A 20855-nucleotide genomic window follows, 5' to 3' on the forward strand; every position below is an offset into this window, starting at 1 on the left:
GGGTGGAGCAGCCCGGTAGCTCGTCAGGCTCATAACCTGAAGGCCGCAGGTTCAAATCCTGCCCCCGCAACCATGGTTCAAGTGATTGATATCACACATTAAAACCCGCCCTCACAGGCGGGTTTTTTGTTGCCCAATTCCCCACGCAGGAAACACATAGGAAACAAACGGAAAGGTACCAGGGCGTAATTTTGTCTGTTCTCACATTCGCGTGAGGGGTGTTCCGCCGTCCCGACGGCTTACATCCGTTCCAGAACGAGCAGCGGTTCGCCGGTGGCATCCAGAAGCGCCATCCGGTCGCCGCGCGGACCGACATGCCATGAGACGGCGGCGTCGAGCGCTTTCAGGAAGCGGCGTTCCTGTTCCATCGTGCTCGCCGGCATGCAGGCCATGTCCGTCACGGCCATTTGGCCGAATGCGATCCTGTCGCCGGTCACGGTGACCTTGCCGGCGATGCGATTGCAGCCGCCGGTGCCGGAGACCGCGCCGTCCGTGGCGATCTCCAGGGTCGCTTGCGGATCGCCCGTGATGTCCTGGCCCTGGACCGTCAAGGCCCGCCAGTCCCCGGCGGGGAGGGCGGCTGTGGTGGGTGGGGCCTGGACGCGTTCGAGGACCAGATCGGTGTCGTCCCGTCCGCCCGCCAGCACCGGATAGACCGTGGTGGTGGTGAACCACACCCGGCCCGCGACCGAGATCGTTGCCTGGAGCGCGTAGCGGTGGCCCGGCCGGATGGCCTTGCGATCGAAGCGCAGGCGGTAGGGGATCGGCACCTGCCGATCGGTCCTGATGGTCGTGCTGGCGACCGTCGTGGACGGTGCGTCCGCCAGCGAGGCATCGATCAGACGAACCTCGACGACGGCAGGGGGCAGGGCGATCCGTTCCCGATAGCTGACCGTGCCGCTCAAATTCATGCGCGCCGCATGGGCAGGCATGACCGACAGCGCAATGCTGGACAGGGCAGTCAGCAGCGTGGTTCGGCGTGGCAATCGAGTGGTCATTCTCGTTCCTTTTTCGTCGGCAGCTTTCGTCTTTGTATCCCCAGCGGTTACGGTTCGGTAAAGCAAGAGATCGGCTTCGCGGCCAATCCGCACATCGCCCTGACCGAACTGCTGCATACGCTGGTTCGCGATCTCTACTGGCAGGTCTCGGGCGCGGATTGCCTGGAAGCCTATGTCCGGGAAATCCCGTTGCGGGTCCATTCGCCTGACATGCCCGGCAGCGTTGGCCGGCCGTGACTGGCAGGACGAGAAAAAATCGCGTCATCCAGGCTGACGGTCGCCGAGTCCAGAATCGCCAGTGTGATCTGCCCCGACTGCCTCCTTGGCGAAGGAGAGCAGGAGTGCGCCGAGTTGCTGTGGTCGCTCCTGTTGGATCCAGTGACCGGCACCGTCGATAAGCTCAATGCCACTCATCCTCGTCGTCGCCTTCGTCCTCATGACATCGAGAGTGCCCGGCGCCGCATAGGTGCCCCAGTCGCTCTTTCCGCCGATGAAGAGCGACGGAACATCGATCGTTTTTCCCGAGAATAGGCGCAGTTCAGCATTTAGTTCAGGATCGGAAAGGACGCGATAAGCCTGCAGAGCGCCTTGAAACCCGGTGCGGTCATACTCCTGTGTGTAAACCCCAAGTTCCGGCTCGGTAAGCCATTTGCAGGCCAGGATTTCGGCGACGGAAGGCGCAAATGGAGCCACCGTTTCGGGCATCGTCTTGCCTAGATCCATGACATAGTAGGTGGGCATTTTCGCGAATTCTTCGGCGGTCCGCACCTTTAACGAATGCGGCGTGTTTCCTGGCCAGTCACCGCTCTTGACATAGAAGAATGCGCGGAGAAACGCGTGCAGGCCCTGCGGGGGGTGCCACATGTCCTCGTTCGCGCGCCGCGTGCTCAAATACTGCTGGTAATACTCTCTGGGCGGATCGAGCGTCGTCAGCGCGGCCGCCAGTTTTTGGTTTTCGGTGTTCGGTCGGGCTGCCGGTGCTTCGCTTCCTGCGGTGCCGAACGGGAGCGCGGGTGGGCCGGGGAACGGTGCGCTCATCAGCACCAGTGAGGGAAACACGTCAGGCCGAGCGAGCGCGCAATAGGCTGCCACGGGCGAGGCGAGGTCGTGTCCGACGAGCATCGCAGTGCGGCGGTGGCCCAATGCGGAAACCAACGCGAGGACGTCGCGCGCCATATTCAGCAGGCTGAAGGGTCCCAGCTGGGCGTCATAACCCTCCGCCCAACCCGTGGTGCGGCCAAAGCCACGCTGGTCGGGCGCCACGACATGGTACCCGGCATCAGCCAGGATTGGGATCAAGTGTCGCCAGCCATAGGCTAGGTCTGGGAAACCGTGCAGAAGCAGCGCGAGCGGCCGCCCGGGGCTTTCGAAGCCGGCCTCGAGAATATGGACATCGAGGCCGTTGACCTCATGGATCATGCGCGAGCGAACTCCCTTAGGAAGAGTACCTGCGCCATATGACAATGTAGTCAAATCAGTTGCTCCTAAGGGATTTGCGCGGACGGGCCGCAGTGAAACCGCAAGCAGGCTAGCGGCGCCTGTGGACAGGACGGCTCGCCGGGATGTCGTTGGATTGAGGTGGCAGCGGGGCACCGCCAAGCTCCATAATATGGTGATCGCCATACTATGGTGATCACCATAGATACGTCAAGCGAAGCGTGGTAAGCTCATGGGATGACACGCAAGACTGACGCTCGCGCCCGCGCGATTGCCACGGCCGTGAGGCTGTTTCGCATCCAAGGCTATACCGCGACTGGATTGACCCAGATCCTTGAGGAAAGCGGCGCGCCCAAGGGGTCGTTCTATTTTCATTTTCCGCGCGGAAAGACGCAGCTGGCGGAAGAAGCCATCGACCATTATGTCGAGGCTCGCATTGCCGTCCTGCGGAATATCTCGGCCGATACGACAGGCGACGCCTTGGGGTTTACGCGTCAGATTTTCAGTACATTCGCAGCCGAAATGGTGGCGTCTGATTTCCAGTACGGATGTCTGATGCAAAATCTGGCGAATGAGCTGGCCGCACTCGACTTCGAGCTGACCAAGCGGGTGGCGCATGGATTTGCTGAGTCAACCGAGGTGATCGCGGATCATTTCAAGGGGTGCGGCTTCGGGCTCGCGCGCGCATCTTCTACCGCAGCCGCATTGGTTGCTGCCCTCGAAGGCGCGCGAACGATCGCCCGCCTGGAACGCACGCCGGCTATATTCGAAGCGCTGGCGGATGTTAGTGTTCAGAGGTGGGCCGCCCCCAAGGCATGATCGGGGTCCAATGTTTTCACGTGGTGGACTCCGGTGCACACACAGGTACCTCCCACGACCGCCACTGCCTGCGCACTGGGCAGCGCGCGGCGTCGACCATCGTCAAATCTCAATGGAATTTTCTGCTCACTTCGAAACCATGTTTAGTGAAAATCCACAGAGTAGAATTTTCAACCCGCGATCTGGATGCGCAGTAATAGTTTCTATCCCAGAAGTCCCGCCTCACGATAGCTCTCGATAATTTCGTCGAACAGTGCGATATCCGACCGGCTCCTTGCCATGAGTTGCGCGCCGGAGATTGCGGCAAAGATCGCACGTGCCCGGCCTGAACTGCTTAAGGATGTACCATTGATCGCGGATATGACCGTATCAAGCCACGCCACGTTGACATCGGTAAATATCTGAACCTCACGTTTGACAGCCTCGGGCAGGTCATCATGTTCGGCGCTCATGAAACTGCATAGACACAGGCGATTGCCGTTTTCGAGTGATCGACGAAATATCTCAGGATACCGACGCAAGGACATAAGAGGGTCTGGGTTTTCTACCCGTATGACATCGAGGTCGGCCTTGGTATCCTCCCAATAGCGTCGCGCGACCGCGGCCCCCAGATCGGCTTTGCTTGGAAAGTAGTAATAGACACTGGCAGCCTTGATACCGACCTCCTCTGCGAGGTCGCGGAAATTCAGACCATTGTAGCCATGCGCCTGCGCGGCCCGTCTGGCTGCTGTCAGAATGGTCTCTCTGGAACTCGAACTCACTGTGATGCCCATCGTCTCGCTATCGTCTGCCTACCAAGTGACAGATAAGCGTTGACGACCAGAATTTAAACCATATTATCCATCTACCATGTGGCAGGTAGATGGATAATATGGTGTTGAACGCCCTCACTCCCGATGCCAACAAGGCTACTCCGATGAAAATCTACGATTGGCCTACAGGGCCCTATCCAGCACGTGTTCGGATTGCGCTGGCCGAAAAGAAGATACAATCCCGGGTCGAGTTTGTGCCGGTCAATCTCTGGAAGGGCGAACACAAGAAAGCCGACTTTCTCGCCAAGAATTATTCCGGAACATTGCCGGTTCTCGAAGTCGAGGATGGAACCTTCCTTGCCGAGTGTACGGCGATCACGGTCTATCTCGATGCGCTTGAGGGGGAACCGACGCTGACCGGTCGAACGGCATACGAAAAAGGCGTGATTCACATGATGACAAAACAAGCCGAGATCGAGATGTTGGACGCCATCAGCGTCTATTTTCATCATGCCACACCCGGTCTTGGTCCTGATGTGGAACTCTACCAGAACCGGGAATGGGGACTCCGACAGCGTGATAAGGCTCTGCGCGGAATGCATTACTTTGATTCGGTCCTGAGAAAACAGAACTTCATTGCCGGTGAGGCGTTTTCGATGGCGGATATCGCGGTTATCGGAGGTTTTATATTCGCAGCAATCGTAGAATTGCCGATCCCGCAGGAGTGCGAGGCGCTTTTAGCCTGGTTCGCGAGGATGCAAGAGCGTCCGAGCGTTCGGGAGCAACTGGCGATTGTTCCGCCGATTCACTGAATTGCGTGCATGGAAGAGGAAAAAGTCCGCGATGAAGCATGCTTACCTAGCGGTGATCCTGCCGTCCCGGACTGTCCAGAAATGGGCGAAGGAGATGTCGCCGGCCTTGCCGGCTGCCGAACGCACGCGATAGACGCCGAATGTCGCCGCGTTCGCTCCTTCCGCCAGGACGGTTTCCGGCAGGGTGACGTATTCCGAAAAATGCGCCTTCACCGCTGGAAAGAAGCGGTCACTGATGGTCGACCGCCCCTTGTAGCGGCCTCCAGCCGGGAAGCTCTTCAGCATCTGCCAATCGATATCGTCGGCAAGCAGGGGGGGGCGCCGGTTTCATACCAGCGACGTACGATGTCCATCGACGTTTCTGTCATGACCGTCCCTCCGCTTCAGTTGCAGAAGCCTTCCAGCACGATCTTGCCCTTTGCGCGTCCGCTTTCGATGACCGCGTGGGCACGGCGTAGATTTTCGGCATTGATGAGGCCGTAATGCTCTGCCAGCGTCGTACGGACCCGACCCGCGTCGATAAGTGCGGCGACCTCATCGAGGAGCATGCCCTGGGCCGACATGTCGGCTGTCTCGAACAGGGGACGCGTGAACATCAGTTCCCAGTGCAGGGACAGGCTCTTGCGCTTCAGCGGCAGGGCGCTGAGTTCTGTCGGATCATCGATCAGGCCGAAGCGTCCCTGTGGTGCCAGCAGGGCGACGATGTCTTCAAAATGCCGGTCGGTCTGGGTCGTCGAGAAGACGAAGCCGGGCGCGCCTGTCGGCAGGTGCATGACCTGCGCGGCCAGAGACTGCGTGTGATCGATTACATGATGCGCGCCCAGTTGACGGACCCATTCCCGGGTCTCGGGCCGTGACGCTGTGGCGATGACCGTCAGGTCGGTGAGCGCTCGTGCAAGCTGGATGGCAATCGACCCGACGCCGCCCGCTCCGCCGACGATCAGCAGGGAGGGCGTCGCACCGGGAACCGCGCGGCGGACGTCGAGCCGGTCGAACAGCATTTCCCATGCCGTGATCGCCGTCAGCGGCAGGGCGGCGGCCTCGGCCCAATCCAGCGATCTTGGCTTGCGGCCGACGATCCGTTCGTCGACCAGATGAAATTGCGCATTGGTGCCCGCACGCTGCAAGGCACCCGCGTAGAAGACCTCGTCACCGACGGAAAATTTCGAGACGTCGGGTCCGACGGCCGTGACCACGCCGGCCGCATCCCAACCCAGCACGCGCCACTGCCCCGACTCCGGCGCGGCACTTCTCCGGACCTTGGTATCGACCGGATTGACGGATACCGCCCGAATTTCGACCAGAATGTCGCGCCCGACCGGCACGGGCTTCGGCAGATCGATATCCTGCAATGCTTCAGGATTATCGATCGGAAGAGGCGTCTGATAGCCAACGGCACGCATGATTTCCGCTCCATCGTTGATCGGGCGGAAGATGGCGCGCTATGATCGCAATGCGCAAGAACGCACATATAAAGCCTATAGTATCGGAAATGATACCGTCATGCCGCGTATCCGTCACACATCACTCGACTGCAGCCCCGGCTGCGCCGTCGAGGCCACGCTTGAGCTTATCGATGGCAAATGGAAGGGCGTGATCCTCTATCACCTGCTGGAGGGAACCCTGCGCTTCAACGCCATTCGCAAGCGACTGCCCAACGTCACCCAGCGGATGCTGACGATGCAACTCCGCGAGTTGGAGCGGGACGGATTCCTGCTGCGGACCGTGTATCCGCAGGTCCCGCCGCGCGTGGAATACAGCCTGACTGAGCGTGGGCGGAGCCTCGAACCGGTCATCATGGCGCTGAAACGGTGGGGAGACAGGCACACCACATTCGGAAGATCGACTGCTGTCGCCGAGGCGGCGCAGTAAGACGGCCCGCGATGTGGTGGCACAGCCGGTTGATCCGGGCACGGACCATCCTCGGACTGTCTCCGGGCGCTATAGGCCGGCCAGGAGGCCGTGTGACGCGGCGATCGGCAGGAGCTGATAGCGGATCATAATTTCTGGGTTTCGCGAATAACGCGCGTGAGTTCGCGCAGGCCGGGCGGGAGATGCCGGCGGCTGGAATAATAGATGGCGTATGGCGCCCCCATGGATGTCCACTCCGGCAGGACGATTTCCAGAGCGCCGGCGCCGAGTTCCGTCTCAATGCACCGTTCGAGGCAATAGACCAGCCCGATCCCCCGTTTTGCGGCATCGACGGCGGTGTCGGTGTCGTTGACCCGCAGGGGACCGGGTCCCTCGATCCGGAGCATGGAATTGCCGTTGCCGAGTTCCCACGGATAGGTCGAATGATCGCTGATCCTCATCTGGATGCAGCGATGATCATGCAGGTCCTGGGGCTTCACGGGGCGTCCATGCCGCTCCAGATAGCCGGGCGAGGCCGCGATTACCCAACGCAGCGGTTCCGTCAACGGCACCGCGATCATGTCCTTCGGCACGCGTTCCATGAACCGGATGCCGGCATCGAACCCTTCTTCCACGATATCGACGAGTCGGTCTTCGACGGCGATATCAAGATGGATCAATGGAAACCGTGCGAAGAAATCTTCCCAGATCGGCGCAAGGAGCAGGCGGGCCGCGTCTCTCGGTACATTCAGCCGCGCGGGCGAAACGGCTCACGAAATGATCTTTCTTCAACGATCCATTGAATAGGAATCATCATATCGCCCTTCTGGTGGCTGGCGAAAGCGCCTATTTCTACGATCATTGTCATTCCGGGCGCGACCGGTGGTCAGAGATGCCTGTTCGGACGTGCCGGTTACCGCGCAATAGATGCTTTGTTCTCCAAGGGAATTTTCGATCATGACATGGACTCCGTCCCCGGAACGATATGACGGCGCTTCCTTTCGCCGCTGCGGCCGCTCGGGCCTAGACCTGCCGCCGATCTCGCTCGGCATGTGGCACAATTTCGGCGGCCAGGACGTGTTCGAGACCGGTCGGGCGGTGATCCGGCGCGCGTTCGACCGGGGGGTCACACATTTCGATCTGGCCAATAATTACGGGCCACCGTTCGGTTCGGCGGAGGAGAATTTCGGCCTGATCCTGGAAAAGGATTTCCGGAGCCACCGTGACGAGATGATCATTTCGTCCAAGGCCGGCTGGGACATGTGGCCCGGCCCTTACGGCAAGGGCGGGTCGCGCAAATACATCCTGGCGTCGCTGGATCAGAGCCTCAAGCGCATGGGGCTTGATTACGTCGACATCTTCTATTCGCATCGTCCGACGCCGGACGTGCCGCTGGAAGAAACGATGGGCGCGCTGATTCAGATGCACCGTCAGGGCAAGGCGCTCTATGTCGGCATTTCGTCCTACGGGCCGGAGAGAACGCGGCAGGTTGCGCGCATTCTACAGGACGCGGGTGTGCCGCTGCTGATCCATCAGCCATCCTACTCGCTGTTGAACCGCTGGATCGAGACCGAGCTTCTGGACACGCTGGAAGAGTTGGGTACCGGCTGTATCGCCTTTTCTCCACTGGCCCAGGGGTTGCTGACCGGAAAATATCTGGACGGCGTTCCCGACGCCTCTCGGGCTGCCGCGGGTACGTCCTTCAGCCGCGATATGCTGAGCGAGGAGAACCTGAGCCATGTCCGCGCGCTGAATGACATCGCGCGCGAGCGCGGCCAGTCCCTGGCCCAGATGGCAATCGCCTGGGTCCTGCGCGATCCCCGCGTGACGTCCGCGCTCATCGGTGCCCGGAACACGAAACAGCTCGACGACTCGCTTGATGCACTGAAAAACCTGACTTTCAGTTCCAAGGAACTGGAGCACATCGACCGGCACGCCCATGAAGGCAGTATCGACCTGTGGCGCGGTTTGTCCGACTGAAGTCGATGGTGCCTGGCGGAAGGGGCGGTCCTGTTGCGCGCCTGTGCCATCGAACGCACTGGATCGGACTCTGAGACGGATGAGATCTGTTGTGGTACCTGCGCGACGACGAAACCTGCGGTCGAAGACATCGACGTCGTGTGTCCCGACCGCAATGCTGACCCAACGACCGATTTTTTCTTCGCCCGTTACACGATGGGCTGGGTTATGATGTCACGTTTTTCTCTGGGGGGTAGAGCGGTGCCGCTGAGTCGAGTCAAGACGGCGTTTGCCGGTGTCGTGGCGTTGGGTGTCGTCGCCTACGGCGGCGCGGTCGCCTATCTCGCACATTTCGATCATGCGGGCGCACCGCAGATTCCCGCAGGGAGTCCGTCATTGCACGACCCCGTGTCCATGAAGGCCTTTGCGGCATTTCAGGAAGCACGTTGTGACTACTGCCATGTAGCGGGCACCAATCTGCCTTTCTACTTCAAGCTGCCGCTCGCCAATCAGATCATGGCCCGCGACCTGACCCAGGGTCAGCGTCACTTCCAGTTCCAGCCGATCATTGCGGCGTTCCAGGCCGGCAAGCCGCCCTCCGTCGAGCAGCTCTCGCGGATCGAGGAGGTGATCGCGCAGAACCGGATGCCGCCGTGGGCCTATCTGACCCTTCATTGGCACGCGTATCTTGGCGCGCGCCAGCGGCAGGACATCCTGGCCTGGATCCAGGATCAGCGACGCCGCTACTACGCCACTCCGGGGGTTGCCCCGCAATTCGCCGGCGAAGTCATTCAGCCCATTCCCGAAAGCGTGCCGGTCGATTGGCAGAAGGCCGAGCTGGGACGCACGCTGTTCTTTGACAAGCGCCTGTCGGGCAATGGTCAACTGAACTGTGCCAGCTGCCATGGCCTGAACGAAGGCGGGGTCGATCGTATGGTGACCGCCACCGGGATCAATGGCCAGAAGGGGCCGATCAATACTCCGACGGTCTATAATGCGGTCTTCAATCTGGCGCAGTTCTGGAACGGCCGCGCCGCCGATCTGGCGGCCCAGGCCGCCGGCCCCGTGACCAACCCCGTCGAAATGGGATCACATGATTGGGCGAGCGTCGCTGCTGCCATCGCCGCGGTTCCGGAATATGCGACGGCTTTCGAAAGCGTGTACGGACCCAATTCGGTGACCGAGAAAACCGTCACCAACGCGATCGCGGAATATGAAAAGACCCTGATCACACCGAACGGCCGCTTCGATCTGTACCTGAAGGGCGACATACAGGCCCTGACCGCGCAGGAACGGCGCGGCTATGAACGTTTCAAGCAAATTGGCTGCTCGGGTTGTCATAGTGGCGTCGCCGTTGGCGGCGATGCGTTCGAAATCCTGGGGCTTGAAGGACCCTATTTCCAGGATCGCGACAAACCGATGACGCCGGTCGACCTGGGCCGCTTCGCGGTCACTCAATCGAAGGCTGATCTGCAGCGCTTCAAGGTACCGAACCTGCGGAATGTCGAGCTGACCGCGCCATACTTCCATGACGGCAGTGCCAAGACCCTGGAGCAGGCGATCCGGGTCATGGCGCGCTACCAGACACCGGACAGTCATATCGGGGATCAGGATGTGGCCGACATCGCGGCTTTCCTCAAAACCCTGACGGGAAAGTATCAGGGGATGAACCTCAAGGATGTGCCGGTGGAGCCGCCGCTGCGCGCCGCCGGCCAGTGACCTGATCCTTTCCGAGGTGGGCTGTTGGCCCGATGCCATGGACGGGATCCGGCTTGCCGTATGGGGCGTTCCGGGTAACGAGGACAGGAATATTTTCGCTAGCCCCGTTATCCCTTTGAGCGACGAGGCGTTCGCCGTCGTGGAAGGTTTCATCCTGCGGGATCTCTACGATCATGACCGGCAGACGGGCCGCGTACTGAACAGTTGGAGGATCCGGGATGTTTCGTAGATCAGGCCGACGACAACGAGCACCAGATGGGACTGGCGTTTCAGTTCAATGTATCGAAAAAGCGCACGATGTAGGTGACTTCATAAAGCAGGGCAAACGTGACGAATGCCTTATGGAACAGACGATTTGCAGAATAAATAGCGGTGCCGCATAGCACCAAATAGAGCGGAACCCGAAACCAGTATTCGCCACCGAACATCGCGAGATGTGCGTGCCCCTTGATCAGTGTGTCGATCAGATCGAATATAATAGTCAGCCCGAAGAAACCAAAGAACCATTTGCGTCGCGAGATGAAGAAATCCTCGTACCCGGTATAATCGCTGATCGAATCCGGAAGCAGGAAGGCGCTCAGGAAGAATAGACTGATCGCATAGAGGATCAGGAACAGATAGACTTGGAATGTCCAGGTCGGCAGTCCGATCAGCCAGAACTCCCACCACCAGAAATGCACCAATGTCAGGAGCAAGGTCAGCACCCAGCCGATATGCACCGGGTAGATCCGTGTCTGCCCGGGGTGCTGGATGATCCGCACCAGTCCGTTGAGCAGGCGCGTCATGCTTAACCCAAGGACCATGCCCATGATAATGCGGACATGCTGGAAGATCTCGGGGGACGTCACGGACGGTATCGCCATACGGATCAGGTTCCTCGGTTGTTTTGCGTTCGATGCATGCGCTCACGGGGCTGGATTGACCACAGCCAGTCCATTGGAACCAAAATACCCCAAACCGTTCCCGATCATGGCCTGCCCCTCGGTCACAGTCAGGTCATGGGGCGTGGCGGCGGCCAGCACCTTCAGCCAGGTGGCGGGAAAGACCTGATCCATTGCCGCTGGAGTGCCGTAGCGTCAGCGATATTCACGAAGCGCCCCTTGCCCGGATTCACCCGGATTCCGACGCAATCGCGCTTGGCCGCTGAGCCGTGTCGGAGGCTGAACGCTTCTGCGTGGCGCCCGGCCGTGCGTTGGGGCGTATTGGCACTTCTTTCGCTGGCATTTGCTGCCCTGCTTGCGACCGCTCGTCTGCCCGCTGCGCCGTTGCTTGGGTCGCTGGTGGCGGCGGTCGGGCTCGCCGCGCGAGGGAAGGCGGTCCGCATTCCCCGAACGGCCTTTCTCTGTGCGCAGGGTATCGTCGGCGTGATGATCGCCGGCCATCTTTCCGCCTCGATCTTTCATGAAATGGCGGCCGGCTGGCCCATCTTTTTCGCCGGCACGTTTTCCACCCTGTCGGCAGCGGCCCTTCTGGGCTGGCTGCTCACGCGGTCGCGCCTGCTGCCCGGTAATACCGCGATCTGGGGTTCGTCACCGGGCGCGGCGACGGTGATGACGCTGATGGATGGCCCCTCTATCGACCTTGAGTGATGGGGTGAGTGTCGACACCAAGAGATGCAACGACCGGGCGGCCCGACCGAAACTTCCGGCTTCGATAATCGCCAGCAGGTAGCGGAGTTCGGTCAGATACATGAGTCCGGCCATCGTTGGCTATGAGTAATGCCGCTCCCTAATCAGCGTCCGGCTTGTGGCCGCCTGTAGCGCACAGTGGCGGAGGCGGGCGCCCCCCTCCTCATCACGGCGAGACGTCAATCGCGCTCGGGGGCGAGATGCACCGCGAAGCCGCGCGCTCCCGGCGGTGCCAGTCCGGGCAGCAGTTCCATGGTCGGGATCTGGTAGTCGCCGTAATTCTGCTTGCGGTAAGGAATTGGTGCGATCGTCTCCAGGGTCTTCATACGCTCGCGCAATTGCTCCGCGAGAATCGTGAATTTCGGCTCCTCCATCCGATCGACACGATAGGCCACAAACGGGGGCAGGACGGTGAAACCGGGATAGAAAAGGATCCCGTGATTGATCGGGAACAGCAGATCGTCGATCGGGCCGTTGATTCCGCGGTCCGAATAATGTTCGGGCCACCCTCCGGCGGTAACCATCAGCATCGCACGCTTGCCGGCCATGACCCCCTCGCCATACCGGTCGCCCCAGCGCTGGTCGCTGTGTTCGCCCACCCCATAGGCGAAGCCGGAGGCATAGACGCGATCCACCCAGCCCTTGAGAATGGCCGGCATGGCGAACCACCATAACGGGAACTGCAGAATGACCGTATCGGCCCACAGCAGTTTCTCCTGTTCCGCCTTCACATCCGGTGTCAGCGCATCCGCCGCGAACCCGTCATTGGACGCTTTCCAGACCTTCAGCGGTCCGTCGGACGACAGGGCAGGAAAATCGTTTCTGTCAACCGCGGCCTTCCAGTGCATGGCATAAAGGTCCGACACCTGCACGTCGTGTCCCTGGGCCGTCAGTTCGGCGACGGCGACATCGAGAAGGGCGCCGTTGAGCGAGTGTCTTTCCGGATGGGCGAAGACGATCAGGACATTCATGGTGCTTCCTCATGCAGGTGGAAAGAATTGGCGACTTTCCGAGGATAGACGATAGGCTATTCTCTTCCCATATGGCCTGAGTGGAAGGGACAATGCCGGAAAATGGAACAATCACATGTCTCGCTCGACCGGATGCGGACATTCGTTCGTATTGCCGAACGCGGCAATCTCGCGGCGGTCGCGCGTGAGACCGGCTCGGGCCAGTCCACGATCACCCGCCATCTGCGCGAGCTTGAAGAGGCGCTGGGTGTCTCGCTGCTCACCCGCACGACCCGCCGCACGGCATTGACCGAAGAGGGCACGCGCTATTACGCGCAATGCCTGCAGATCCTGTGCCTGGTCGAACAGGCCAGCCAGGAGATGCGCCAGACACGCCAGGCGACGGCGGGCATGGTGCGCATCTCCTGCACCGCGGCGCTCGGCGTCCTGCATGTCAGCCGGCTGATCTTTGCCTTCCAGGACCAGAATCCCGGGATACGGGTGGAATTCAGCCTGACCGATGAGCGTGTCGATCTGGTGCGCGAGGGCGTCGACATCGCCATCCGCCTCGGCCCGCTGACCGACAGTTCGATGAAGCTGCGGGCGCTGGGTGAAAGCCAGCGTGTACTGGTGGCTTCGCCGGACTGGCTGCGCCGCAACGGCCCACTGAAGCGGCCGGAAGATCTGCGTGATCTCGAAGGCGTGCGCCTCTCCCGGGTTCACGGTTCCGACCGACTGGTCCTCCAGGCCCCGAAGGGCAAACATCACATCGTTCCGTTCCATGGTCGCCTGAATGTCGACCATGGACTCGCGGCGCGGGAGGCTTTCCTGGCAGGGCGCGGTTTTGGACCGGCGCATCGGTGGCTGGTGGAGGACTGCCTGCGGGACGGCCGGCTGGATCTCGTGCTGCCGAACTACAGGCTTCCCGCAGCGCCTTTGAGCATGTTGATCGCACCGGAGCGGGCGAGCCTGACGCGGGTGCGACTCTGCGCCGACTTTCTCGGGCATGAAATCGCGAAAATACCCGGCATTGGGCGGTGACGGCGGGTTTGGGCGCTCATGCGGTGGCTCGGGTGCGGATGATGCGCAGCAAACGCCTGCGCAGCAGGCCGCTGACCGGCCGGATCAGGTACCAGTATGGCGCGAAACGCCGCCTTGCTTCGGGTGAGGGGCATGAGACCAGAGTCTCGGTGGTCAGATAGGACGTCTCGTCCGAAACGGGCGTGACCGTGAACGTCAGGAGAAGCTTGCAGACGCCGCGGTCCCGGTTGTTCGTGAAAGCGGCCGGAGAATCGCACGCAGCAAGCCCGTAATCGGCTTCCCAGAACGCGCCGACCAGCCCATAGGCCAGCGTAAGAGGATCCGGTTTCTCCAGGCACGTGAAGTCGTCCAGATCGAATGTCTTGCGTCGTGCCTTGTGCAGTAGGCGTCCGGGAAGTTCCCGGAGCCAGAGAGCACGCCGGGCCACAGGATCGTCCCTGATCCGGAATTTCTCCACCTCGGCCATGATGACGCTGGGTGGCGCGTGGATCAGAATCCGGTGCCTTTCTCGAAAATCCGCATGGGGCATAAGGGACCGGATAGCGACGTCGCCGCCACGATGAGGATGGATGTGTGTCATGTGCAGTTCAGCCACCTTGAGGCGCTTGGCGATCAGGGCATAGCTATCCGGCAGGGCCACCATGCAAGGCTGGTCTGGTTCGCGGCCCGTGACGCTGCCATTTGGATACAGGCTTGGCCTGCGGATGAAATCGTGTTCAAGAACATCCTTTCATCGGATGAATAGCACCTGAATGAGCGTTTGCATATGACCCGCACGGCTTCTCTCGTTCGCCTGCCCAGGCCGTCCCTCGTTGCGTCGGCGCTCGAAGCCATGCGTGACCAGATTGCCACGGGTGCGTGGCCGGTGGGTCAGCGGATTCCGCGGGAAGCGGAACTTGCCGAGATGTTTCAGATCGGCCGTAATACCGTGCGAGAGGCCGTCCGCGTTCTTTCGCACGGAGGGGTTCTCGAGGTGCGCCAGGGTGACGGAACCTATGTCCGGACGGTCGAGGATCCTGCCAGCATCATGCAGGCAATCAGTCGGTCGAGTCTGCGCGATCATTTCGAATTGCGCGCTGTGCTTGAGGTCGAGGCCGCGCGACGCGCCGCTGAACGCCGGTCGGCGCGTGACCTCCGTGCGATGGAGAAGGCGCTCAAGGCGCGCGGCGACTGGACTGAAGGACGTGACGTCGACGAGTTTCTGGAGCGCGACGCGGCATTCCATCTGGCCATCGCCGAAGCCGGACGGAACGGCGCGCTGACGGAGCTTTATCGCTACTTTCTGACCGTCGCGAGGCAGGCGGCGCGTTCCGCGATGATCGAGCACGATGTTGCCGAACCCGGATTGGTGCTGCATGAACGCCTGTTTCAGGCCATCGAGGCCCAGGATAGCGCATGGGCGGCACGAGCGGCCAAGGCTGTGCTGCGCCCTCTGATCAAGACGCTATCTTGAGCTGATGATGCCGTTGTGAAGCCGGCCGCTCTCGCCTCATTACAGCCATTTTGCGCCTAACTGGCGCACCTTCCTAAGCGGTCGCGACGAAAACAGCGCCGATGCATCCCGGCGCGCCTGACGCGCCGTCACCGTCACAGTTTGGAACCGCCATCGGCCCGGATGACGTCCCCCGTGACCCAACGGGCATCATCACCCGCAAGGAACACGATCACCCCGGCAATGTCCTCCGGCGTCGCCACACGCTTGATCGCCTGGATACCCAGCGTGAATTCCCGACCTTCGTTCGTTTCGACGAAACGCGACATATCAGTGGCGACGACGCCGGGCGCGACCGCGTTCACGCGGATGCCACGCAAGCCCAGCTCCGCTGCGAAATGGGTCACCAATGTCGAGATCGCACCCTTCGAGGCGGCATAGGCTGACAGTTCGCCAACGGTCGTGCGGGTCGCCAGTGACGAGGTGAGAATGATGCTGCTTCCCGCGCTCATAATGGGCGATAACTGCTGTACCAGAAAGAACGGTGCTTTGACGTTCACGGAAAACATGTCGTCGAAGTCTTCAATAGTCGTCTCTTCGAGACGGGCCGGACGCGCAATTCCGGCATTGGCGACGAGAATATCGAGTTTGCCGGAAAAAATATCACGAGCGCGTTCGGATAAGTCGAAAGTCCCTTGAATATCGCGCAGGTCAGCCGGAATGGCATGGGCCTTCCCACCGTTGCCTATGATCTCCGCGACTACGGCATGTGCCGCCTGCCCGCTTGAACTGTAGTGGACCAGCACCTCGGCGCCGGCAGATGCGAGAGCGAGCGCCGTCGCGCGGCCCATGCCACGGGACGCGCCCGTGACCAAGGCTTTCTTGCCATGAAGTTGAGCCATGGTGTTCTTCCTTGCGTTGTTTCTTAATCTGAAATCGTGCCGGACATGACGTAGAAGCTGCCGTCCATCATCGTGTAGAAGGAACGGGTGGTCTTCGCTTCGAAATTGTCGCAATGGACAACGGTGGATTTGTCTTCTTCCTGCCAGGAGAGCAGATACGATCCTCCCTCCAGAGCCGTCCATTGGAAAGGCACCGTCATTTTGGCGCCTGTTTGCGGGCCCTCAAGGAATTCGGCGGTAACGGTTGTGCCGTCGTCGGCATAAGTGTTCCGAAAGACGAGGCCTTCGCCGTAATTCACGACGAACGAGCGTCCGGAGTAGGGAAATAAGTCGGTCTGGTTCATGCCATTCCTGGGAAGCTGCTGGTGAATGTTATTGAGGCGCATCACGCGACGCCGCCACATGCGACAGGATAGGCATTGTCCCAGAGCCGAAAAACAGGCTCGGGTTCCGATCAGATCGGACGTTTACGTCCGCAATCGTCCGATTTAAGATCAGAAAATGGACAATCTCTCTGGCATTTCGGCGTTCGTCTCTGCAGCGGAGACCCTGAGTTTCGTGGAGGCTGGCCGTCTGCTTGGTGTTTCCGCGTCAGCAATCGGAAAAACTGTTGCCCGTCTTGAAGCACGATTGGGTGCACGCCTGTTCCACCGCAACACCCGGAGCATGAAACTGACGGCGGAAGGGGCGCTCTTCCTTCAACGCTGTCATCGCATTCTGGGAGAACTGGATGCTGCCGAGCAGGAGCTGAGCGACATACGGGCCGCGCCAAAAGGAAAGTTACGCGTGAGCCTTCCGGCGATCGGCACGCTACTGTTGCCTGCGCTCTCGGAATTCATCCAGCGTTACCCCGACGTTGAACTCGACATCGACTTTTCGGATCGGAAAGTGGATCTGATCGATGAAGGCTTCGATGCGGCAGTCCGCATTGGCGAAACGGATGACACGCGATTGCTCAGCCGCCGGCTCGGTGTCTTTCATCGCAACCTCGTCGCATCACCCGGTTATTTACAAAAGATGGGACGACCAAAGAGCGCGACAGAGCTACTGCGCCATACGTGCTTGCTCTACCGATTTCCCACGACTGGAAAGATCGAATCATGGCCGGTCCCGGGGTGGGAGAGTATCTTGGGCAGCGGGCAGCTATCGACCGTCAGTTGTAACTCGATCGAGACGCTCACGTATTTTGCTCTTCAAGGACAAGGCGTTGCTTGCTTGCCCGATTTTGAGGTGGGGTCGGCCCTCGCCGATAATAAGCTGGAACGACTTCTGGTCACGGAGACTTCCATGCCCCGTGCCATGACGATTTTATGGCCGACCAGCAAACAGCTCGCGCCTAAGCTGCGCGCCTTTATTGATCTCCTGACCTCACGGCTTTCATTGAAGCAGTAGCGGCTTCACTCATTACGTGCGCCGTGAACCTGATAGCGCAACCTGACAAGTTCTTCCGCTATCATGACGTCCTCTTATCGCTTTCGGAACCGATTAGCGGACATTCCGTTTTCCCGGCCAAGGCTGACGCGGTTGTAAGCGCCTCGGACACCAGTAGCGTGTCGTCTTACGTCCCGAATACAAAGGACCGACCCGACTTCACGCCTGGATTGAAAGCCTGGCGTCGCCGGACGCCGACGGTCCCTCGAACAGCAGCGACCGCTTCGAACCCATGATTTGGACGACCTTCTGTCGTAGCCATTGATGGACCTGGTCGGTGTCGTGTCGCGGATGCCAGGCCTGGAAGATCGTCACCGGCTCCAGATCGAGCGGCAGCGGAAAACCATAAAGACCCAGCCGGTCGAGCATCGCCGCGTCGGTCAGGATGTCCGGTGCCGGGAGGATCAGATCGGTCTGTGACAGCCCTTGAAGCGCGGCATAGAAGGAGGTTAGCAGCAGCGCGACAGTGCGCTCGAGCCCATACTGATCGGCAAGGACCTCGTCGATCGGTCCCCGTCGCCGTCCCCGGCGCGAGACGGCGATGTGATCGTAGGCTACCAGCGTCTGGGGCGTGATGTCACCCAGCAGAATGGGATGACCGGCCCGTACGACCCCGCGAAAGCGGCTCTCGAACAGGGTCTGGCGCATGATTTCGGGGCGCAGGAATGCCGTGGCGCCAATATAGAGATCGATCCCGCCCTGCCGCAGGAAATCGCTGTCGTCGCTGTTCGATTCCGCCGTGAAAATCAGTGTGGTGTCCGGACAGTCGGCGCGCAGGGCGCGCAGCAGAGCCTCGGCGTATGGGCCGATCACCACGTCGGCGGCCCGGATACGGAAGGTCGGTGTCAGGCCGGTGAAATCCAGGGCATGCCGAGGACGATACAGGTCACTGATCGCCGACAGGATCTGGCTGACACGCGGCTGCATCTGCAGGGCGCGCGGCGTCGGCACCATGTGCCGGCCCGACTGCACCAGAATGGCATCGTGAAACGTCTCGCGCAGGCGGGACAGGGTGCGGCTCATTGTCGCGGCACTCACCTGCAGCTTCTCGGCCGCGCCCGTGACGCTCGATTCCTCGACCAGAACGTTCATGGCCTGCAGAAGATTGAGATCGTAGCCACGCGCCACGTGTGCCATCCGGTCTTCCTTTGTCATGCGGGTCACGCTCTGAAGTGGCTGATAAAAACCCAATCATAGGATGAATTTGCCACGGTCAGCTTCCGCCTAGGCCAACGCTGGCAGAGACGTCGTTGCGTCGCAACCGGAATCTGACATCCGACCGTTCCATATCTGCTTCCTGACGATTTCATAATTGAGTGTTCCCAAACATCGGATGTTTATCCAAGACTGCCGCCACGAGATCAAACGATGCTGTTGCGAGGTGTCCTATGGACCATGCTGATGCGCTGACGCGTCCGCACCCCGAAGTGCTGCCCGCGCCCGTGCCCTTGCAACCGGAACCACCTCCGGCGCCGCCGAAGGCGCCGGTGTTCGGTCCGCGCCTGGCGACGGGGCTGGCGGGCGTGCTGCTGGCGGTCCTGCTGGCGGGATTCAACGAGCACACGACCGAGGCGGGGCTCGCCGATATCCGGGGCGCGTTCCATCTGGGGCACGACGAGGGGACCTGGATCACCGCCCTGTTCGAGGCGTTCAACATTGCCGCGATGGCGTTCGCGCCCTGGTGCTCGGTGACGTTCTCCATCCGTCGCCTGACGATCGCGATGACAGGGCTGGTCGGCGTGCTGGGCATGGTGGCACCCCTCATGCCGAACCTGTCGTCCCTTCTGTTGCTGCGCTGCGTGCAGGGACTGGCCTGCGGCAGCCTGCCGCCGATGCTGATGACGGTGGCGCTGCGCTTCCTGCCGCCCAAGATCAAGGTCTACGGTCTGGGCGCCTATGCCCTGACCGCGACCTTCGGGCCGAACCTCGGCGGCGCGCCGCTGGCGGGATTCTGGTTCGAATATGTCGGCTGGCCGTTCCTGTTCTGGCAGATCGTGCCGCTGTGCCTCGTTTCCATGGTGTGCGTGGCATGGGGCCTACCGCAGGACCCGATCCGGCTGGAGCGCTTCCGTCAGTTCGACTGGCGCGGCCTGCTGACCGGGTTGCCCGCGATCTGCATGCTGGTAATCGCGTTGGAGCAGGGGGACCGGCTGGACTGGTTCCGCTCGCCGCTGATCACCCACCTGTTCTTTGGCGGCGGGTTCCTGTTCGTGCTGTTCGTCGTCAATGAATGGTTCCACCCGGTGCCGTTCTTCCGCATCCAGTTGCTCAAGCAGCGCAACGTGACGGATGCGCTGCTGACGCTGGCGGCGGTTCTGATGCTGGGCGCGGTCACGGCGGAAATCCCGACGGTCTATCTGGAGGAGGTGCGCGGCTATCGCCCGATCCAGATCGCGCCGGTCATGCTGATCCTCGCGGTGCCGCAAGTGCTGGCGCTGCCGCTGGTCTCCGCCCTGTGCAATATCCGCCGCGTGGACTGTCGTCATGTGCTGATGGCCGGGCTGGCGATCCAGGGCCTGTCCTATTTCCTGGGCACCTGGATCGATGCCGACTGGGTGCGCGAGAATTTTTACGCCATGCAGCTCCTGCAGGTGGCCAGCGAGCCGATGATGGTCATTGCGATCCTGATGCTGGCGACGATGGGGCTGGGCCCGGCCGACGGGCCGTTCATCTCCGGCATGTTCAACATGACCAAGGGACTGGCCAACGCCATCGCGGCGGGTGTCATCTCGGCCTTGCTGCGCCGGCGCGAGCAATTCCATTCCACCATGCTGCTCGACACCTATGGCACCAACCATACCGCGTTGCAGTCCTGGGGCGACCCGGCGCAGGCGCTGCTGGCGCCGCACATCGCCGATCCGGCCCGGCTGGACTGGAACATGACGGTCCTGCTGCACGGCGAGGCGTCGGAGCAGGCGCTCGTCCTGGCCTGTGCGGACATCTACACGATCATGATCGGCGTCTGCGCGGCCCTGTTCGCCCTCAATCTGGTTCTGCCGCAACGGGTCTATCCGCCCCGCGCGCCCTCCACCACCGCTCCCGCGCGCTGACGGCGGCGGACAGTATGTCATGTGAGATTAATATGAAGACCAGTTCGTATCGGGATGCGCGCCGACTGCGGCAT

Annotated in this window: 24 protein-coding genes; 10 read left to right on the forward strand and 14 right to left on the reverse strand. The window is 61.0% G+C overall.

Annotated elements, in window-relative coordinates:
- Window positions 1-239: 239 nt before the first annotated feature.
- Together HLH35_RS18775 and HLH35_RS18780 are read right to left on the reverse strand one after the other, a co-directional pair.
- Entirely contained in the window at window positions 240-998 is a 759-nt protein-coding gene (locus HLH35_RS18775; RefSeq protein WP_182980598.1) for a YbaY family lipoprotein, read from the reverse strand.
- Between the two features lie 261 nt (window positions 999-1259).
- Window positions 1260-2417 (reverse strand): alpha/beta fold hydrolase, encoded by a 1158-nt coding sequence (locus HLH35_RS18780; RefSeq protein ID WP_182980599.1) that lies wholly within the window; start codon window positions 2415-2417, stop codon window positions 1260-1262.
- Between the two features lie 255 nt (window positions 2418-2672).
- Here HLH35_RS18780 and HLH35_RS18785 point away from each other — a divergent pair, with 255 nt between their 5' ends.
- Window positions 2673-3254, forward strand: coding sequence for a TetR/AcrR family transcriptional regulator (locus HLH35_RS18785; RefSeq protein WP_182980600.1), 582 nt, complete (start codon window positions 2673-2675; stop codon window positions 3252-3254).
- 203 nt (window positions 3255-3457) lie between these two features.
- Here HLH35_RS18785 and HLH35_RS18790 read toward each other — a convergent pair whose 3' ends face one another.
- Complete coding sequence (locus HLH35_RS18790; RefSeq protein WP_220790779.1) at window positions 3458-4027, reverse strand: TetR/AcrR family transcriptional regulator; 570 nt, start codon at window positions 4025-4027, stop codon at window positions 3458-3460.
- Window positions 4028-4116: 89 nt separating this feature from the next.
- Here HLH35_RS18790 and HLH35_RS18795 point away from each other — a divergent pair, with 89 nt between their 5' ends.
- Window positions 4117-4818, forward strand: a complete 702-nt coding sequence (locus tag HLH35_RS18795) for a glutathione S-transferase (RefSeq protein WP_246385230.1) — start codon at window positions 4117-4119, stop codon at window positions 4816-4818.
- A 42-nt stretch (window positions 4819-4860) separates the two neighbouring features.
- Here HLH35_RS18795 and HLH35_RS18800 read toward each other — a convergent pair whose 3' ends face one another.
- Window positions 4861-5130, reverse strand: a complete 270-nt coding sequence (locus HLH35_RS18800; RefSeq protein ID WP_275944263.1) for a nuclear transport factor 2 family protein — start codon at window positions 5128-5130, stop codon at window positions 4861-4863.
- A 71-nt stretch (window positions 5131-5201) separates the two neighbouring features.
- Window positions 5202-6221, reverse strand: a complete 1020-nt coding sequence (locus tag HLH35_RS18805) for a zinc-binding alcohol dehydrogenase family protein (protein WP_182980602.1) — start codon at window positions 6219-6221, stop codon at window positions 5202-5204.
- A 100-nt stretch (window positions 6222-6321) separates the two neighbouring features.
- Between HLH35_RS18805 and HLH35_RS18810 the strand changes: the two genes are divergently transcribed.
- Window positions 6322-6690: a winged helix-turn-helix transcriptional regulator gene (locus HLH35_RS18810; RefSeq protein WP_220790780.1), complete on the forward strand. Its 369-nt coding sequence runs from the start codon at window positions 6322-6324 to the stop codon at window positions 6688-6690.
- Window positions 6691-6815: 125 nt separating this feature from the next.
- Here the strand turns inward: HLH35_RS18810 and HLH35_RS18815 are convergent, their stop codons facing one another.
- Window positions 6816-7421: a LysR substrate-binding domain-containing protein gene (locus HLH35_RS18815; RefSeq protein WP_182980621.1), complete on the reverse strand. Its 606-nt coding sequence runs from the start codon at window positions 7419-7421 to the stop codon at window positions 6816-6818.
- A 205-nt stretch (window positions 7422-7626) separates the two neighbouring features.
- On the opposite strand from HLH35_RS18815, the gene mgrA reads away from it, so the two are divergent.
- Together mgrA and HLH35_RS18825 are read left to right on the forward strand one after the other, a co-directional pair.
- Entirely contained in the window at window positions 7627-8649 is a 1023-nt protein-coding gene (mgrA, locus tag HLH35_RS18820) for an L-glyceraldehyde 3-phosphate reductase (protein WP_182980604.1), read from the forward strand.
- 210 nt (window positions 8650-8859) lie between these two features.
- Window positions 8860-10347 (forward strand): cytochrome-c peroxidase, encoded by a 1488-nt coding sequence (locus tag HLH35_RS18825; RefSeq protein WP_182980622.1) that lies wholly within the window; start codon window positions 8860-8862, stop codon window positions 10345-10347.
- 269 nt (window positions 10348-10616) lie between these two features.
- Here HLH35_RS18825 and HLH35_RS18830 read toward each other — a convergent pair whose 3' ends face one another.
- On the reverse strand, window positions 10617-11210 hold the full coding sequence (locus tag HLH35_RS18830; protein ID WP_246385231.1) for a hypothetical protein: 594 nt from the start codon (window positions 11208-11210) through the stop codon (window positions 10617-10619).
- A gap of 42 nt (window positions 11211-11252) precedes the next feature.
- The gene (locus tag HLH35_RS18835; protein ID WP_182980605.1) at window positions 11253-11402 is read right to left on the reverse strand and encodes a hypothetical protein; all 150 of its coding nucleotides are present in this window, start codon (window positions 11400-11402) and stop codon (window positions 11253-11255) included.
- 45 nt (window positions 11403-11447) lie between these two features.
- On the opposite strand from HLH35_RS18835, the gene HLH35_RS18840 reads away from it, so the two are divergent.
- A complete protein-coding gene (locus tag HLH35_RS18840; protein ID WP_246385232.1) occupies window positions 11448-11936 on the forward strand; it encodes an AbrB family transcriptional regulator in 489 nt (162 codons plus the stop codon).
- On the opposite strand, the gene HLH35_RS20350 is transcribed toward HLH35_RS18840, so the two are convergent.
- Both HLH35_RS20350 and HLH35_RS18845 read right to left on the reverse strand, forming a co-directional pair.
- Window positions 11877-12050, reverse strand: coding sequence for a LysR family transcriptional regulator (locus HLH35_RS20350; protein ID WP_338029399.1), 174 nt, complete (start codon window positions 12048-12050; stop codon window positions 11877-11879). The genes HLH35_RS18840 and HLH35_RS20350 overlap by 60 nt on opposite strands.
- Before the next feature lie 104 nt (window positions 12051-12154).
- Window positions 12155-12946 carry an NAD(P)H-dependent oxidoreductase gene (locus HLH35_RS18845; protein WP_182980606.1) on the reverse strand — a complete coding sequence of 264 codons (792 nt, stop codon included), beginning with the start codon at window positions 12944-12946 and terminating at the stop codon, window positions 12155-12157.
- Window positions 12947-13048: 102 nt separating this feature from the next.
- On the opposite strand from HLH35_RS18845, the gene HLH35_RS18850 reads away from it, so the two are divergent.
- The gene (locus HLH35_RS18850; RefSeq protein ID WP_182980607.1) at window positions 13049-13966 is read left to right on the forward strand and encodes a LysR family transcriptional regulator; all 918 of its coding nucleotides are present in this window, start codon (window positions 13049-13051) and stop codon (window positions 13964-13966) included.
- A gap of 16 nt (window positions 13967-13982) precedes the next feature.
- On the opposite strand, the gene HLH35_RS18855 is transcribed toward HLH35_RS18850, so the two are convergent.
- Window positions 13983-14609 carry a hypothetical protein gene (locus tag HLH35_RS18855; protein WP_246385233.1) on the reverse strand — a complete coding sequence of 209 codons (627 nt, stop codon included), beginning with the start codon at window positions 14607-14609 and terminating at the stop codon, window positions 13983-13985.
- Between the two features lie 123 nt (window positions 14610-14732).
- On the opposite strand from HLH35_RS18855, the gene HLH35_RS18860 reads away from it, so the two are divergent.
- Complete coding sequence (locus HLH35_RS18860) at window positions 14733-15419, forward strand: FadR/GntR family transcriptional regulator (RefSeq protein WP_182980608.1); 687 nt, start codon at window positions 14733-14735, stop codon at window positions 15417-15419.
- Between the two features lie 134 nt (window positions 15420-15553).
- Here HLH35_RS18860 and HLH35_RS18865 read toward each other — a convergent pair whose 3' ends face one another.
- Window positions 15554-16300: an SDR family NAD(P)-dependent oxidoreductase gene (locus HLH35_RS18865; protein WP_182980609.1), complete on the reverse strand. Its 747-nt coding sequence runs from the start codon at window positions 16298-16300 to the stop codon at window positions 15554-15556.
- A gap of 23 nt (window positions 16301-16323) precedes the next feature.
- Complete coding sequence (locus HLH35_RS18870) at window positions 16324-16644, reverse strand: MoaF-related domain-containing protein (protein ID WP_182980610.1); 321 nt, start codon at window positions 16642-16644, stop codon at window positions 16324-16326.
- A gap of 157 nt (window positions 16645-16801) precedes the next feature.
- Here HLH35_RS18870 and HLH35_RS18875 point away from each other — a divergent pair, with 157 nt between their 5' ends.
- On the forward strand, window positions 16802-17692 hold the full coding sequence (locus HLH35_RS18875) for a LysR family transcriptional regulator (RefSeq protein ID WP_182980611.1): 891 nt from the start codon (window positions 16802-16804) through the stop codon (window positions 17690-17692).
- Window positions 17693-17890: 198 nt separating this feature from the next.
- On the opposite strand, the gene HLH35_RS18880 is transcribed toward HLH35_RS18875, so the two are convergent.
- On the reverse strand, window positions 17891-18868 hold the full coding sequence (locus tag HLH35_RS18880) for a LysR family transcriptional regulator (protein WP_246385234.1): 978 nt from the start codon (window positions 18866-18868) through the stop codon (window positions 17891-17893).
- A 251-nt stretch (window positions 18869-19119) separates the two neighbouring features.
- Between HLH35_RS18880 and HLH35_RS18885 the strand changes: the two genes are divergently transcribed.
- Window positions 19120-20781, forward strand: coding sequence for an MFS transporter (locus tag HLH35_RS18885; RefSeq protein ID WP_182980612.1), 1662 nt, complete (start codon window positions 19120-19122; stop codon window positions 20779-20781).
- The last annotated feature ends 74 nt before the right edge of the window (window positions 20782-20855 follow it).

Origin of the sequence: Gluconacetobacter asukensis (assembly GCF_014174375.1) — a bacterium.
Taxonomy (GTDB): domain Bacteria; phylum Pseudomonadota; class Alphaproteobacteria; order Acetobacterales; family Acetobacteraceae; genus Gluconacetobacter; species Gluconacetobacter asukensis.

Coding starts and splice junctions, on each gene's coding strand:
- HLH35_RS18875 (WP_182980611.1), top strand. CDS start 16,802: ATGGACAATCTCTCTGGCATTTCGGCGTTCGTCTCTGCAGCGGAGACC.
- HLH35_RS18845 (WP_182980606.1), bottom strand. CDS start 12,946: ATGAATGTCCTGATCGTCTTCGCCCATCCGGAAAGACACTCGCTCAAC.
- HLH35_RS18780 (WP_182980599.1), bottom strand. CDS start 2,417: ATGATCCATGAGGTCAACGGCCTCGATGTCCATATTCTCGAGGCCGGC.
- HLH35_RS18850 (WP_182980607.1), top strand. CDS start 13,049: ATGGAACAATCACATGTCTCGCTCGACCGGATGCGGACATTCGTTCGT.
- HLH35_RS18810 (WP_220790780.1), top strand. CDS start 6,322: ATGCCGCGTATCCGTCACACATCACTCGACTGCAGCCCCGGCTGCGCC.
- HLH35_RS18865 (WP_182980609.1), bottom strand. CDS start 16,300: ATGGCTCAACTTCATGGCAAGAAAGCCTTGGTCACGGGCGCGTCCCGT.
- HLH35_RS18830 (WP_246385231.1), bottom strand. CDS start 11,210: ATGGCGATACCGTCCGTGACGTCCCCCGAGATCTTCCAGCATGTCCGC.
- mgrA (WP_182980604.1), top strand. CDS start 7,627: ATGACATGGACTCCGTCCCCGGAACGATATGACGGCGCTTCCTTTCGC.
- HLH35_RS20350 (WP_338029399.1), bottom strand. CDS start 12,050: ATGGCCGGACTCATGTATCTGACCGAACTCCGCTACCTGCTGGCGATT.
- HLH35_RS18835 (WP_182980605.1), bottom strand. CDS start 11,402: ATGGATCAGGTCTTTCCCGCCACCTGGCTGAAGGTGCTGGCCGCCGCC.
- HLH35_RS18775 (WP_182980598.1), bottom strand. CDS start 998: ATGACCACTCGATTGCCACGCCGAACCACGCTGCTGACTGCCCTGTCC.
- HLH35_RS18805 (WP_182980602.1), bottom strand. CDS start 6,221: ATGCGTGCCGTTGGCTATCAGACGCCTCTTCCGATCGATAATCCTGAA.
- HLH35_RS18785 (WP_182980600.1), top strand. CDS start 2,673: ATGACACGCAAGACTGACGCTCGCGCCCGCGCGATTGCCACGGCCGTG.
- HLH35_RS18795 (WP_246385230.1), top strand. CDS start 4,117: ATGGATAATATGGTGTTGAACGCCCTCACTCCCGATGCCAACAAGGCT.
- HLH35_RS18880 (WP_246385234.1), bottom strand. CDS start 18,868: ATGGCACACGTGGCGCGTGGCTACGATCTCAATCTTCTGCAGGCCATG.
- HLH35_RS18860 (WP_182980608.1), top strand. CDS start 14,733: ATGACCCGCACGGCTTCTCTCGTTCGCCTGCCCAGGCCGTCCCTCGTT.
- HLH35_RS18825 (WP_182980622.1), top strand. CDS start 8,860: ATGTCACGTTTTTCTCTGGGGGGTAGAGCGGTGCCGCTGAGTCGAGTC.
- HLH35_RS18855 (WP_246385233.1), bottom strand. CDS start 14,609: ATGGTGGCCCTGCCGGATAGCTATGCCCTGATCGCCAAGCGCCTCAAG.
- HLH35_RS18790 (WP_220790779.1), bottom strand. CDS start 4,027: ATGGGCATCACAGTGAGTTCGAGTTCCAGAGAGACCATTCTGACAGCA.
- HLH35_RS18885 (WP_182980612.1), top strand. CDS start 19,120: ATGGACCATGCTGATGCGCTGACGCGTCCGCACCCCGAAGTGCTGCCC.
- HLH35_RS18870 (WP_182980610.1), bottom strand. CDS start 16,644: ATGAACCAGACCGACTTATTTCCCTACTCCGGACGCTCGTTCGTCGTG.